General features: G+C 58.9%; 10 protein-coding genes. 7 read left to right on the top strand and 3 right to left on the bottom strand.

Annotated features, from left to right (window positions below; genetic code table 11):
* The first annotated feature begins 20 nt into the window (after window positions 1-20).
* The 5 genes from recA to H6F75_RS17180 all read left to right on the top strand — a co-directional run bounded on the left by recA (window position 21) and on the right by H6F75_RS17180 (window position 6,143).
* Window positions 21-1,106 (top strand): recombinase RecA, encoded by a 1,086-nt coding sequence (gene recA / locus H6F75_RS17200; protein WP_190753682.1) that lies wholly within the window; start codon window positions 21-23, stop codon window positions 1,104-1,106.
* Between the two features lie 102 nt (window positions 1,107-1,208).
* On the top strand, window positions 1,209-2,024 hold the full coding sequence (locus H6F75_RS17195; RefSeq protein ID WP_190753681.1) for a tryptophan-rich sensory protein: 816 nt from the start codon (window positions 1,209-1,211) through the stop codon (window positions 2,022-2,024).
* Between the two features lie 113 nt (window positions 2,025-2,137).
* On the top strand, window positions 2,138-3,694 hold the full coding sequence (locus tag H6F75_RS17190) for a type II CAAX endopeptidase family protein (protein ID WP_190753680.1): 1,557 nt from the start codon (window positions 2,138-2,140) through the stop codon (window positions 3,692-3,694).
* A 92-nt stretch (window positions 3,695-3,786) separates the two neighbouring features.
* Complete coding sequence (gene sbcD, locus H6F75_RS17185; RefSeq protein WP_190753679.1) at window positions 3,787-5,097, top strand: exonuclease subunit SbcD; 1,311 nt, start codon at window positions 3,787-3,789, stop codon at window positions 5,095-5,097.
* A gap of 62 nt (window positions 5,098-5,159) precedes the next feature.
* Window positions 5,160-6,143 carry a cation diffusion facilitator family transporter gene (locus H6F75_RS17180; RefSeq protein ID WP_347710681.1) on the top strand — a complete coding sequence of 328 codons (984 nt, stop codon included), beginning with the start codon at window positions 5,160-5,162 and terminating at the stop codon, window positions 6,141-6,143.
* Window positions 6,144-6,317: 174 nt separating this feature from the next.
* On the opposite strand, the gene H6F75_RS17175 is transcribed toward H6F75_RS17180, so the two are convergent.
* Entirely contained in the window at window positions 6,318-6,944 is a 627-nt protein-coding gene (locus tag H6F75_RS17175) for a chorismate lyase (protein WP_190695801.1), read from the bottom strand.
* Window positions 6,945-7,092: 148 nt separating this feature from the next.
* Between H6F75_RS17175 and H6F75_RS17170 the strand changes: the two genes are divergently transcribed.
* The gene (locus tag H6F75_RS17170; protein ID WP_190753678.1) at window positions 7,093-7,512 is read left to right on the top strand and encodes a gamma-glutamylcyclotransferase; all 420 of its coding nucleotides are present in this window, start codon (window positions 7,093-7,095) and stop codon (window positions 7,510-7,512) included.
* Between the two features lie 392 nt (window positions 7,513-7,904).
* On the opposite strand, the gene H6F75_RS17165 is transcribed toward H6F75_RS17170, so the two are convergent.
* Together H6F75_RS17165 and H6F75_RS17160 are read right to left on the bottom strand one after the other, a co-directional pair.
* Window positions 7,905-9,338, bottom strand: a complete 1,434-nt coding sequence (locus H6F75_RS17165; protein ID WP_190753677.1) for a trypsin-like peptidase domain-containing protein — start codon at window positions 9,336-9,338, stop codon at window positions 7,905-7,907.
* An 89-nt stretch (window positions 9,339-9,427) separates the two neighbouring features.
* Window positions 9,428-12,967, bottom strand: a complete 3,540-nt coding sequence (locus H6F75_RS17160) for a PAS domain S-box protein (protein ID WP_190753676.1) — start codon at window positions 12,965-12,967, stop codon at window positions 9,428-9,430.
* A 353-nt stretch (window positions 12,968-13,320) separates the two neighbouring features.
* Here H6F75_RS17160 and H6F75_RS17155 point away from each other — a divergent pair, with 353 nt between their 5' ends.
* Window positions 13,321-13,656: a hypothetical protein gene (locus H6F75_RS17155; protein WP_190753675.1), complete on the top strand. Its 336-nt coding sequence runs from the start codon at window positions 13,321-13,323 to the stop codon at window positions 13,654-13,656.
* Window positions 13,657-13,736 lie beyond the last annotated feature (80 nt).

Here is a 13,736-nt window from a genome sequence, read left to right as displayed (position 1 = left end):
CAATTCACCCCCAGGCAGCTATGGCATCTAAAAACAACGCAGGCTCCGAAAAGCAAAAAGCCCTGACCATGGTGCTCAGCCAGATTGAGCGCAACTTTGGCAAAGGGGCAATCATGCGCCTAGGAGAAGCCAGCCGCATGACGATCGAAACCATCCCCACGGGCGCGCTAACGCTGGATTTAGCTCTGGGGGGCGGCCTACCCAAGGGCCGAGTGATTGAAATCTACGGTCCCGAGAGTTCGGGTAAAACCACCGTGGCTCTCCATGCCTTGGCAGAGGTGCAAAAAAACGGCGGCGTAGCGGCCTTTGTGGATGCCGAGCATGCCCTCGACCCGGTCTATGCCAAAGCTTTGGGCGTCAACATTGACGAGCTATTAATCTCTCAGCCCGACACGGGCGAAATGGGTTTGGAGATAGTTGATCAGCTGGTGCGCTCCGCCGCTGTCGATGTGGTGGTGGTTGACTCGGTGGCCGCCCTGGTGCCCCGCGCCGAAATTGAGGGTGAAATGGGCGATGCCCACGTGGGCTTGCAGGCCCGCCTGATGAGTCAGGCGCTGCGGAAGATCACTGGCAGCATTGGCAAGTCGCAGTGCACCGTGATCTTCTTAAACCAGCTGCGGCAGAAAATTGGCATCTCCTACGGCAACCCAGAGGTCACCACGGGCGGTAACGCGCTCAAGTTCTACGCCTCGGTGCGGCTCGACATTCGCCGCATTCAGACCCTCAAAAAGGGCACCGAAGAGTACGGCATTCGCGCCAAGGTCAAGGTAGCTAAAAATAAGGTGGCGCCCCCCTTCCGCATTGCCGAGTTTGATATTCTCTTTGGTCAAGGCATTTCGACCATGGGCTGCTTGATCGATTTGGCTGAGCAAACCGGCGTGGTTGTCCGCAAGGGTGCCTGGTACAGCTACGGTGGCGAGAACGTCGGCCAGGGCCGCGACAACACCGTGCAGCGCCTGATCGAAGACGCCGACTTTGCCGCCAAGGTGGAGGCTGAGGTGCGCGAAAAGCTGGCCATTAACGGTGCCCCTGTCGTGGTCGAAGAGCCCGAGGATGATGCCGAAGTCCCTGACAGCGCTGCTGAAGCCCTGCTTGAGGATGAGTAAGCCGTGACCAAGGGGGTGTGTTTAACCGCTGGCTCTCACTGCGGGTAGTGACGCTTAAGCACCGCTCGGGGGAGGATGGGGCTACGATTACTACTTTTCCCCATGGATGCTCCCTCCAATCGCGCTAACTCGGGTACGGGTCTGGCTATTGCCACTGCGATCGCGATCGCAGCTGCGGTGGTGTTTAACACCCTCTTCAACCGCTTCCCGCCTGGGGAGCAAAACGTGGGTCAAATCGCCAACACGGTTTTGGAGGGGGTGCTGATTACTCCTGCCAACTATGCCTTTGCCATCTGGGGAATTATCTATCTGGGCCTGTTTGCCTACGCGATTTATCAGTTTCATCCTGAGCGGCGGCGGGAGCCTCAGCTCCAGCGGGTTAATAAGCTGTTAATTGTGGCTTGTGTGGTCCAGACGATCTGGATTGTGCTGTTTTCTCTCCAGCAGTTTGGCTGGTCTATTCTGGCCATGCTGGGCATTTTGATTCCCCTGATTGGCATTTATCTAACGCTGAATATTGGTCTAGATGGTCAGCGACCAGCGTTGGGCCATCGTGTTTCTCGCCGCCGCCGTTGGATGGCGCACATTCCCTTTAGTCTTTACCTGGGTTGGATTGCGGTGGCCACCATCGTTAACGTGGCTTCGGCCCTGTACGCTTCAAACTGGAGCGGTTGGGGCATTTCGTCGGTGACCTGGACGGTGGCCATGATTGTAGTGGCCGCCATTGTGGCCGAAGTGGTGATCTATCAGCGCGGCGACATTGCCTTTACCCTGGTGTTTGTTTGGGCGTTGGTAGCGATCGCCGTGCGGCAAAGCGATATTCCCGCCATTCGCTGGATGGCGCTAATCGCGGCGGGGGTGCTGGTGCTTTGGCTGGCTTTGGTAAAACAGGGCTGGCCGAAGCGATCACAAGAGTAGTCGCCGCCATCGCTAACGGAGCCGCCTATTCCCCTAGGCCCAACCCGAAGTCAAACCCAGTGGAATAATGGGAGGGTAGCGTTTTTCGCTACAGACCTTTTAACCGCCTTCCCATGACCCCTGAATCCGACTCAATGCAGCCCTGGCTTTCGCTCAAGCGGCTTTTTCTGATAATTGTGACCGCCCTGGTGGGGCTGGTAGTGGTGCAATCGCTGCTGAGTAGCTGGAATGAACCCCAGGTGGCAAGCCAGCTCCAGCTGTATCAAACCGACCTGCTACTAGAGGGCAGTGCCTGGAAGGGAGAGGGGTTGCCCGAAGATCAGTGGCCGGTAATCCGCGAGGGCCTGCTGGGCAAAGACCCTGTAGACAACGCCACAAAGCAGTATGAGGAGGTGCGGGAGGGAGCCGTTGAGGGCATGGATCGCTGGCGATCCCAAACTGCCCCCACCGATTCCCTCGCCGATAGCACTAACGTGGGCAAGCCCTTGGCCCGGCGACTGCAAAGCGCCCTTGACCAGCAGCAGGCGCTCATTCATCGCCTCGACCTGCGACTGGGCTTGATGGATGCCTACCAGGGCCAGCCCGAGGCCGCCCTGAAGCGTTGGCAACAGGTGCGCGACAGCGACACCGCCCCTGCCCCGGTGGTGCGCACCGCTGATACCTTGATTCGCCTCTGGCAAGACGGTGACGTGCTTCCCGAGGATGAAGCTTGGCTAGAGCAGGCGCTCAACGGCTGGTTTGAGTACCGCGCCCTCGACCGGCTCTACGGAGTAGAAGGTCGCGAGGGCGATCGCGCCCAGCTCCAAACCCAGGAGCAAGAGGCCGCACAGGCTAAATTGGTCAAGCTAGCTCTGGTGGGCGCCTTGCCGACCTTTGGGGCGATCGTAGGCATTGGGCTGATTATTTGGCTGGTGGCCCAGCGAGTGCTGCGGGGCAGCCAGTCGGTGCTGCGCCAAAATGCCGACCGCGGCTGGGAGATTCCCTGGAAGGGCGAAATTGTTTGGCAGGTGCTGATCGTCGGCTTTTTCTTTGTGGGTCAGATCTTACTGCCGTTGGTATTGGGCGGGTTAGGCTTCAGCAGCGGCAGTTTCAGCAGCCGGGGGCGGGCGATTTTTTCGCTGGTGTACTACCTGCTGATGGCGGCGGGGTCTTTAGCAGTGCTGTGGTGGTCAATTCGCCCCTACCGACCGGTGCCGAAGGAGATGTTCAGCCTGAAGCCCTCAGGGACTGGGCTGCTGTGGGGACTGGGGGGCTATTTTGTGGCCGTGCCGCTAATGTTTGGCGTGGCCCTGCTCAACCAACAGATTTGGCAGGGGCAGGGGGGCAGCAACCCGCTCCTGCAAACGGTGTTGGAGGAGCAGGACGGCGTGGCGCTGCTGGTGTTCTTTTTGACGGCGGCGATCGCCGCGCCCATCTTTGAAGAATTTCTGTTTCGCGGCTTTTTGCTGCCCTCCCTGACGCGCTACGTGTCGGCGGGCTGGGCGATCGCCCTCAGCGCCCTGATCTTTGCTGCCGCCCACCTCAGCCTGTCGGAGGTGCTGCCCCTAACTCTGCTAGGGGCGATTCTAGGGTTTGTGTATACGCGATCGCGCACCCTGATCTCACCCATGGTGCTGCACAGCGCTTGGAACAGCGCCACCATGTTGGGTCTGTTTATTTTGGGCGGCTAGAGGATGGAAAAGGTATAAGGTTCAGGGTTTAAGGTTTGAGAATGGCCTGAAACCCTATACCTTGAACCCTTTCTAGCCGCTATCATGGCCCCATGATCACCCTTCTCCACCTTTCCGACATCCACATGGGTAGCGGGTTTGCCCATGGTCGCCTCAACCCCGAAACCGGCCTCAACACCCGCCTAGAAGACTTCATTGCCGCTCTCACCCGCTGCATCGATCGCGCCTTGGCCGAGCCGGTCGATTTGGTGCTGTTCGGCGGCGATGCCTTTCCCGACGCCACGCCGCCGCCGCTAGTGCAGCAGGCCCTGGCCCGCCAGTTTTGTCGGCTGTCGGCGGCGGGCATCCCCACTGTACTGCTGGTAGGCAACCACGACCAGCATGCTCAGGGCTTGGGCGGAGCCAGCCTGTCGATCTACAGAACCCTGGGCGTGCCGGATGTGGTGGTGGGCGATCGCCTCGAAACCCACCGCATCGACACCCGCAACGGCCCGGTGCAGGTGGTCACCCTGCCCTGGCTGACCAAATCGACCCTGCTGACCCGCCCCGAAACCGAGGGCTTCTCTATGGCCCAGGTCAACGAGCTACTGCTCGATCGCCTGCGGGTGGCCCTCGAAGGCGAAATTCGCCGTCTCGACCCCGCTATTCCCGCTATTTTGCTCGCCCATGCCATGGTCGACACCGCCACCTATGGGGCCGAGCGATTTTTGGCCACCGGACGGGGCTTCAATATTCCCATGGCGATGCTGGCGCGCCCCTGCTTTGACTATGTAGCCCTAGGCCACGTGCACCGCTACCAGGTGCTCTGCGAACAGCCCCTGATGATCTACCCCGGCAGCATTGAGCGGGTCGACTTCAGCGAGGAAGCCGAAGAAAAAGGTTATTTACTGGTTCAGGTGAGTAAGGGAAACACCCAGGCCGAGTTTTGCCCCCTGCCCGTGCGCCCCTTTAAAACTATTCAGGTCAATCTCACCGAGGCCGAACATCCCCAGACTCGGCTGGAGCGGGCGATCGCCAAAGCTGATATTACCGATGCTGTGGTGCGCTGCCTCTACACCTTGCGCACCGACCAGGTTGACCAGGTCGATCAGTCTGCCCTAGAGGCTGTTTTGGCCGCCGCCCACACCTACACCCTGCAACCCGAGCTGAAAGCCCAAACCAACCGCAGCCGCCTGCCCGAACTGGGTACCGACAGCACCCTGGATCCGTTGTCGGCCCTGAGCACCTACCTGGCTAACCGCGACGACCTCAGCGACTTGGCCGAGGCCATGATGACTGCCGCTGCTGCCCTGATCGCCGACGAAACTGAGGTTGACCTGCCCCCCGAGACCGCCGATATCGACCTAGATGACTTGGATAGCCTAGTGCTTGAAGAAACCGCCCAGCAGCTGCGACTGCTCTAGCCATCGCAAACCGACTGCGGAACCGCCCCTTGCAGTACCATTGAGCCCAGACCTTGAGCCCAGTGGAATTTTGTCGGCCCATGAACGAGGGCGAGTACCAACGCCGGATTAGCTACCGCCTGTTGCTGACGACCCTGTGGGCAACCCTGCTGCTGCTGGCGGTGCAAGCCATCGGTGGGTGGGCCAACCAATCGCTGACCCTGCTGGCCGAGTCGCTGCACACCCTGGTAGACGGGTTTAGCACCGTGCTTAGCCTGGTGGCCGTGACTTCGCCCCAGCGGCAGATGGGCCGCGAGGTGTGGGGCCACGGACGCGCCGAGGTAGCAGGCACCCTGATTTTGTGTGCTTTTTTGGGGTTTACTGGGGTCAGTCTGCTGCTAATTGCCCTACGCCAGGTGCTGGGTGGCCTCACTGGAGGGGCAACCCCATTTCCCGTGGCGATTGACTCAGCCGTGCTGCGGTTTACGGCGGCGATGGTGATTCTCAATGTGGTCCTGGGCATCTACGCCAGCTACCAGGCCCGCAGCCTCAGCAGCCAGGCCCTCAAGCTCAACACGCGCCACTTTTTAGCCGATGCCTGGCTGAGCATTGTCATGGTGGGGGTGCTGCTGGCTATCTGGCAGGGGCAGCGCTGGCTCGACCCGGTCTTTGCCCTGGTGCTGCTGCCCCTGGTGGGCCGCAGCCTGTGGCGAGTGCTCAACGAACAGCTGCCGATGCTGCTGCGCCCGACGGCGATCGCCCCAGAAGCCATCTCCCACATTGTCACTCAGGTAGATGGTGTCACCCGCTGTACCCGCATTCGCTCTCGGGGCATGGTGGGTCGTCAGGTGTGGATTGAAATTCACCTGGTGCTGCATCCCGAGTTTGTAGAATCGGCAGAAATCATCGGCGAACAGATCGATGCCCAGCTCCGCCAGCGCTATGGCCCCCTCCGCACCCAGGTTTGGGTTGAATCTGCCCGCCCTTACCAGGACGCATTCATGGAGCCAGGAATGCCGAATTACCTGCCGCCCTCGTCGAACGGCGGCGGTGGTGACTGGGTTTGAGACAACATCGGTTGGGTTTAGGTGCCAATGTACTGATCGGATTCCTGAGCCACAGGCGAAACACTTGCCTGTTCAGTAGTAAAGTCATGCTGACTGCCGATCCCGAACTCAGGCTAGTTGAAGACTGGTGGGCAATGCCCACCCTACGGCACTGCTTCAACTGCTCACTTAGACCTACAGGCCTGGATTTGGCCCGCTCTGCATTGGCCCCAAGTAGCGGGTTAGATAGGGCGAAAACACTTCGTAAATCAGCGTCAACGGCTTGCCCCGGTGCCAAAACAGATAGTGGCGGCCCCAGAACGGCCCGGCCTGGCCAAAGGCTTCTTCTAATGCTGGTGAGTCGCCATAGTAGAGGCCCTGGATGTCGCGGTAGAGCTCGGTGCGCAGGCGGGCCAGGCTAGCCCAGATCGGCAGTGACTTATTTTGCAGATATTCATCGACGTGACTGGCCTCCCACCAGGAGGCGGCGTAGGCGAGGCGCTGACCCGAGGCGGTGCGCAGCCACACCTGGCGGCGCAGGCGGGGGCCAGGCACCACGCGAATAATGTCGGGGGCACCGTCGAGATCCATGCCTACTGGGGTCATGTCGATGACATCGACTTCGGTGCGATCGCGCGTCAACAACTGCAAGTGGCGAGTGGGCGAACCATCTCCCAGCAGTAAAATTTGCCAGGCGGGGGCGAGCTGATCGTGGGGCAAGCCCTTTTGCACGGTGGGCTGCCCTGCCTGCCAGCGGGGGGCAAGGGCGTGCCAGTCGCTGGGCACCGCCGGATCAATGATGGGCTGTAGGGCAGAAGCCAAGGGCGTTACAAAAATTCATGTGTTAATTCTATGCTATCGCGGCAGCCTGACCCTTTCCAGCCCAATCTGAAGAATCGGTGCGGGCTACAGTGAATCAATTCAACACAACGTCCATCGACAATATTTATTACTGGGGGAGTGCGCCACCATGGCGGAGGGAATCAAATTAGCGGTCAACGGCACCCTGATGCGAGGGCTGGAGCTTAACCCCAACCTGCTCAACGCTGGGGCCAAATTTCTCTACGAGGCGGCCACCACCCCCCACTACCGGCTGTGGTCGATCAACGATGTGCATCCGGCCATGGTGCGAGTCAGCGACGGCGGTATCGCTGTGGTGCTGGAGGTGTGGCAGGTGCCCCCCGATGGGCTGGTGCAGGTGCTGCTGCAAGAGCCGCCGGGGCTGAGTATTGGCAAAGTGCCTCTGTCTACTGGCGAAACAGTGCTAGGCGTGCTGGGTGAACCCGTGCTTTGTGAAGGCCAGCGGGAGATTTCGGCCTACGGCGGCTGGCGATCGTACTGTGCCGCGCTAGAGCGAGAGGCACTGCCTCAGCCAAAGCTGTCTCAATAGGATGGACTGTTCTATTCTGAAAAAATGCCGGCCAACCCAAGGAACCTCAGTTCGGGTGAGGCATAGTTAGCGATGTTTCCCGGCAGCCCTCTCCCCCAGCCCCTCTCCCACGAGGAGAGGGGAGCCGGAAGCGCTCAAAGTCCCTCTCCCTCAGGGAAAGGGATTTAGGGAGTAGCTTGCTTCCTGCAGGGTGGGCCACAACGCTAGCCAAGCAAAGGCACGCAGCGGTTGTAATGCCAGGCTTATCCCGAACTCGGTTAAGGAAAGATTGTTGATTTGGAGCACGTGGTTGTGGGTAAGAGGCTGACAGGTATGAATGTTCAAACCTGCCAGCCTCTTACTTCAATCCGCAAATTCGGCTTGATCCCGGAGCTTGAGTTCCGATTTGAACGCTACTCCACCGTCAGCTGAAAACGGCCGCGATCGCCTGCCTGGAAGCTGTTGACCAGCACAGAGTAGGTACCGTCGCGGGGTAATGTAACCGCCATTTCAGAATTGGTGTTGTCGGGGTTGGCGTCGTCGTTTTCAGCGAGGCGGTTGCGGCCTTCGTCGAGCAAAATCATGTAGGTGTCGAAGTCAGGGCTCTCTAGCCGCAGGCGCACTGTCTGCCCCGCCCGACCTCTAAAGCTGAATTCTTGGTAGTAGGAGCCATCCTGTAGGGTGTCGTCGCCCGGCCCAAGATTGCCCTGCTGCCGCAGTAGCGCCCCGCTTGGAGCAGTCTGGGCAGGGCCACCCTGACCGCCGCCCGCTTGGCTGAGCTGAAGCTGGTAGCGTCCCGCCTCGCCCTGGCCGTAGCTGTTGGCCAGAATAATGTAAGACCCGGTATAGGGCAGCTGCACCGAGATGCGAGCGCTGAGGTCGCCGCCGCTGTCATCGTCTTGAACGGAAAAATCGTCGCGATCGGAGGCCAGCAAAATCAGGTAGGGGTCAACCTCCTGGCTGTTCATGGCGATGGTGACGGTTTGCCCCGCCTGCCCCTCGAACCGGTAGGGGTTGTAGAAACTGCCGTCGGGCAGCACGTTGCTGGTGTCGTTGAGCTGGCCCTGTACCGATGCGCCCAGGGCGATGGGGATAGGCTCGCGGCTGGTGCGATCGGCGGGGGCTGAGGCTGTGGCCGTGCCCGATCGCACCGAGGCCAAAAACGTCTGCACTGCGTCGGTGGGGATGGCAAAGCCAATGCCCACGCTGCCACCGCTGTCGCCGGTGGTAAAGATTGAGGTGTTGACGCCGATCACCTGCCCAGCGCTGTTGAGCAGGGGGCCACCTGAGTTGCCGGGGTTAATGGCGGCATCGGTTTGAATGACGTTGCGATCGCGATCAATGCGGCTGACGATACCCACGGTCAGGGTGCCCTGCAACCCAAAGGGACTGCCGATCGCAAAGGCGCTCTGTCCCACTCGCACTGAGTTGGGGGGCGCTAGGGTCACCGTTGGCAGGCCGGTAGGGTTGCCCCGCAGGCGCACCGCCGCCAGATCTAGCCGGTCTTGGCCGTAGCCCACGACATCGCCCTGGAAGCTGCGGCCGTCAGACAGTCGCACCGTTACCACACGCTCAGTACCGACTACGTGGGCGTTGGTCAGAATTAGCCCGCTGGCGTCAACAATGCTGCCGCTGCCGCCGCCGTCGCGGGTGTCAATAGCCACCACAGCTGGGCTGACCTGATCGTATACCCGAATGGTGGTGGCTTCATCGACAGGTGACTGAGCCAGTGCTGGGGTAGCCCCCAACGGGGTCAAGCGGACGGGGGCGATCGCCGCAATTCCCGCCAGTAGCGCCCCTAGGGCTAACGAACCCGATGCCAATCGCTTCACTGCTGCCTGTGCCATATAGTCCCTAAATACTCTGTAAAAACGCACTACCGAGTCGGCATGAGGTAGTACCCGATACCTACTATCTACCTATCCTTCCCGTACTTTCAGGATATATCTCTGGATAGAGGCGCACGGGTCTCCCCAGCCACTTTTATGGCAGGCACCGTCGCCACCACCACCTGGTTACGTCCCTTAGCCTTGGCTTGATAGAGGGCGTCGTCAGCAGCTTTCAAAACATCCCCAGCTCGCAGACCGTGGCCAGGAAAGCTAGCCACCCCCAGCGAAGCCGACAGCCCATGGAGGGTAAGGCCGCTGTAGCTGATCTGAAGCAGACTTAGAGCCTGACGAATCTCTTCAGCCCTGGCCAGCGTGACCTCCGGAGGTGACTCTGGCAGGATCAAAAGCATTTCTTCGCCACCATAGCGGCAGGCCACATCTGAACCGCGCACGCTATTGAGCAGGAGCTGCCCAACGGTTTTTAGGACGCGATCGCCCGCATCGTGACCATAGGTATCGTTAAACCGCTTAAAATGGTCAATATCGAGCATAATGACGCCAATTGTGTGGCACTGGCGCTGGGCTCGCTGCACTTCTCGGGTCAGAGTTTCTTCCAGGTAGCGGCGGTTAAATAGTCCGGTCAGTGGGTCGCGAATGCTCTGCTGCTGAAGGGTTTCGCGCAGGTGCAGGTTGGCCAGCGCTAGAGCAATCCGCTCAGTCACCGTGCGAGCCAACTGCTGCACTGACTGAGATGGATTGGGGGTGATGAGGTAAAGCAGCCCTAGGGTTTGGCCCTGGGCCAGCAGCGGAATGCAGAAGGTGGTCAAGGCCTGGGTGCTTTCGGCATGGCCGCACCCCAAACTCAAGCAGTCGGGGCCAACCTGGTGCAGATGCTCCCGGCACAAAGCACGGCAGGCTGGGGGAATAAATTCTGGAGCCGATGCCTGCTTTGGCCCCCAGGTGGCAACCTGCGCAACGCGATAATCGGCGACATCGGTCAACATGAAAATGCCGCCACTGCTGCTTGGAAATAGGGGTGCTACCCGAGCACCTAAGGACTGGTAAGCATCCTGGACGGTTAGACATGCCTGCAAAAAGTCGCTCATTTCACTCAACAGCTGCATCTGCTGGGTGTGCTGGTTGAGTTCGTCAACGCGGCTTGCCAGCTGCTGATTCGCCTGCTGTAGGTCGTGCTCTGATCGTTTTAGGGGAGTAATGTCACTAAAAGTGACGGCAAAGCCATCGCCTAGCTGAACGGCCATATTCTCAAACCAGGTGTCGAAGCCGTCATGGCTGTAGTGAAACTGACGCCGTACGGGGTTGCCCGACTCGGTAACCTGCACATAGAGGTCAAACAACCCGTCGGTTTTGTTGCCAGGTAGCTCATCGAGCAGGCGCTTACCCAGCAAGTACTCGGCGGTGCGGCCCACCATTTCACAGGCGGCGGGGTTGCTCAGCAGCCACTCAAAATCAACAATGGTGCCCAATCTATCGCGCACTGCCTTAAAGGCCATGATGCCGTCTAGAGAGCTATTGAGCACGCTGGCTAGCTGCATTTCTGAGGTTTGCAGGGCAGCCTGAATGGCTACTATAGCGGTCACATCTAAATGACTGCCCACCATGCGAATTACCCGTCCGGCGGCATCTTTTTGGTGAATAGCGCGAGAGAGAATGTGGACTGTGGAGCCATCTTTGTGATGGAACCGCTGAGTAAACGAAAATTCTTCGACCCGGCCACTGTTGTAATCGTCAACCAGTTGCAGGGCGGTACCTCGATCCGCCTCAAAAGCGACGGCTTCCCAGGTGGCAAAGCTGTTGTCTAGCTCGTGGTTGGCGTAGCCCAGCATCGCCTTCCACTGGGGCGAAAAGTAAATTTCTTCGGTAACCAGGTTCCAGTCCCAGTAGCCTTCGGCAGAGGCCTGGAGTACCAGATCTAGCTGGTCTTTGGTGCTTTGCAGCTCTAGTTCAGCCTGGATGCGATCGGTGATGTCGCGGGCCGCACCGTAAACCAGATGGCCTACGGGCACCGATCGCCACTCGATCCACCGATAGGAGCCATCGGCACACCGATAGCGATTGACAAAGTTGCAAACCTCCTGCTGCTGGGTTAGCGACGAGAGCGCTGCCAGGGTGGCATCAATATCTTCGGGGTGCACGTAGTCGATGTATCGAGTGCCCTGCATTTCCTGCACTGAATAGCCCAGCGTCTTTTCCCACTGGCCGTTGAGACGGTGGAAGTAACCGCTGGTGTCGCCAATACAGAGCAGATCAAGGGAAACTGAGAAGAAGCGATTGAGCTCTTCGGCGGTAGCTTGGAGCTGAAGCTCAATCTGCTTGCGATCGCTAACATCGCGCACAATCACTAAGCACTGGTCTGTACCGCAGGGAGCTAAGCGCACTTCTTCGTGGCAGAGCTGGCCATGCTTTTCAAACTGGTGTTCCCAAGTTTGAAGCTCACCGGTGCTCAGCGCGCGCTCGACCCGCTGGAGCTGATGATGGAATAACTTGGGGGGCAAGACCTCTGATAGATTGTTTTGCACTGGCAAAAAAGTACCTGCCGCCGCATCGGCAGGGGGCAAAAAGCTAAAGCAGGTGCCATCGCGCCCCACGCGCAAGAGCAGGTCGGGAATCGCTTCAATGATGGCCCGGTTGGTGGCCTCACTCTCGCGCAGAATGATCGTTAGCTGCTGCTGGTGAATTTCGGCCTGCTTGCGCTCGGCCTCACCGCGTTTACGCTCGCTGATGTCTTTGTGCGTTCCGATCACTCGCAGGGGCTTGCCGTCAGCATCCCACTCAATGACCTTGCCGCGATCGAGGATCCACCTATAGCTGCCGTCTTTGCAGCGCATGCGGTGCTCGTTTTGGTAGATCGGGGTTTCACCGCTAAAGTGCCGCTCTAGGTCGGCATAGCACTGGGCTTTGTCGTCAGGGTGCAAGCGGCTATTCCGTTCGTCCAGGCTGCTGCCAATTTCATCGTCGGCATAGCCTAGCATCGCCTTCCACTGGTGGGAGAAAAATATTTCATTGGTCTGAGTGTTCCAGTCCCACAGCCCATCGCCAGAGCCTTCGATGGCAAACTGCCAGCGGGCTTCGCTATCTCGCAGGGCCGCTTCGGTTTGTTTTAGCTCGGTGATATCGACCCCAATGCCCCCTACCAACGTGCTTGTGGCCCCGATCGCCTGCATGGGAAACTTCCGCACCAGGTAGGTATGGATGGTGCCATCGGGTAGGGGGGCTTGTTCTATCGTTTCTAGAACTGTCTGATGCTCCAGCACCCACTTGTTGTTTTGGAGGTAGTTTTGAGCCAAAGCGGCAGGAAATAGGGTTTCGACAGACTGGCCCACGGCTTCCTGCTCGGTCAGATCTACCATCGCCAGCCAATCCGGGTTGGCGTAGGTCATCGTGCCCTGGGCATCGGTAACCCAGGCTAGCATTGGCGCGTAGGTCACAAAATCTTGGAACGGATCAGTGCCCTGGGGCTGCAAACAACCAAGGATAGGCAGCGATTTGCCACTGTCGCTATCCTGTGGCAAACCCTGGCGCTGGTTGTGGTCTGCCTGCTGCAGAGTTGCTACCTGGCATTGCAGGTCAGCGTTCTCCGCCTGTAGCTGCTGCACCAAGCGTCTTAGGTCATCCACCTCAGCCATTGCGCATCAGACCTCCACAGTCGATCGCTTACATATTTGTATTCCCTACAGCAGGCTCTGAGTTCGGCTTAGCAGAGCAACTTTAAAGAAATTCTGGTGACAATAACTGTCTCAGCTGAGTGGTTAAGTCTCTCAATCGTAATTCCTATCGATGCCAAGTTCTGTTTGTTTCAGATGGGGCAGGGCAACCCTCGTTTAAGACTAAGACGATACATTCGTTGCATTGGAGGCATTGACAAACTTGTGTAACTTTCGCTCCGCCCTGCACGGCTATCTAGGCAAGGGTTCAAGCCTAGAATGTCTGAGGTTTTGTGTGGTAGGTTTGCGAGCAAATATCTGGTGAGATCTTAATTATGAATACGCCACTAGCTAGTTTTTTGAGCGCAATGCGCCAATCGCTGGGTAACCGTTTAGGCATCAGTATCTGCCTTGGCCTCGCCCTAGTGACCGCTATGACCATTGTGGGCTTGAGCCGGTCGGCTCCCGGGCTGGCTACCGTCGCTCAAGCGCCCCGCCTAGTGCCCGCGATTTTAAACGGCAGCCCAGTGAGTGTGCTGTATGTGACCCGCAGCAGCGACACGGTGCTAACGCGCTGTTACCCAGGGTTTGAGCCATCTCTGACCCTGCGAGCTATGGGTAGCAACGCTGAGCAGATGGAGGGGGTACTGACTTGCGTTAGCCGTCAGTAAGGTTTGGGTGAAGATTGAAAAGGGAAGAACGAACTAAAAACACCCCCGGAGGCTTAGCCTCTGAGGGTGTCTATGTCAGG

The organism is Nodosilinea sp. FACHB-131 (assembly GCF_014695395.1).
Classification (GTDB): Bacteria; Cyanobacteriota; Cyanobacteriia; order Phormidesmidales; family Phormidesmidaceae; genus Nodosilinea.
This window is presented reverse-complemented; position numbering and strand designations above follow the sequence as displayed.

Bases quoted from the DNA above. Each gene is read 5' to 3' on its own strand.
- H6F75_RS17170 (WP_190753678.1), top strand. From the start codon at position 7,093: ATGGCGGAGGGAATCAAATTAGCGGTCAACGGCACCCTGATGCGAGGG.
- sbcD (WP_190753679.1), top strand. From the start codon at position 3,787: ATGATCACCCTTCTCCACCTTTCCGACATCCACATGGGTAGCGGGTTT.
- H6F75_RS17195 (WP_190753681.1), top strand. From the start codon at position 1,209: ATGGATGCTCCCTCCAATCGCGCTAACTCGGGTACGGGTCTGGCTATT.
- H6F75_RS17190 (WP_190753680.1), top strand. From the start codon at position 2,138: ATGACCCCTGAATCCGACTCAATGCAGCCCTGGCTTTCGCTCAAGCGG.
- recA (WP_190753682.1), top strand. From the start codon at position 21: ATGGCATCTAAAAACAACGCAGGCTCCGAAAAGCAAAAAGCCCTGACC.
- H6F75_RS17160 (WP_190753676.1), bottom strand. From the start codon at position 12,967: ATGGCTGAGGTGGATGACCTAAGACGCTTGGTGCAGCAGCTACAGGCG.
- H6F75_RS17155 (WP_190753675.1), top strand. From the start codon at position 13,321: ATGAATACGCCACTAGCTAGTTTTTTGAGCGCAATGCGCCAATCGCTG.
- H6F75_RS17165 (WP_190753677.1), bottom strand. From the start codon at position 9,338: ATGGCACAGGCAGCAGTGAAGCGATTGGCATCGGGTTCGTTAGCCCTA.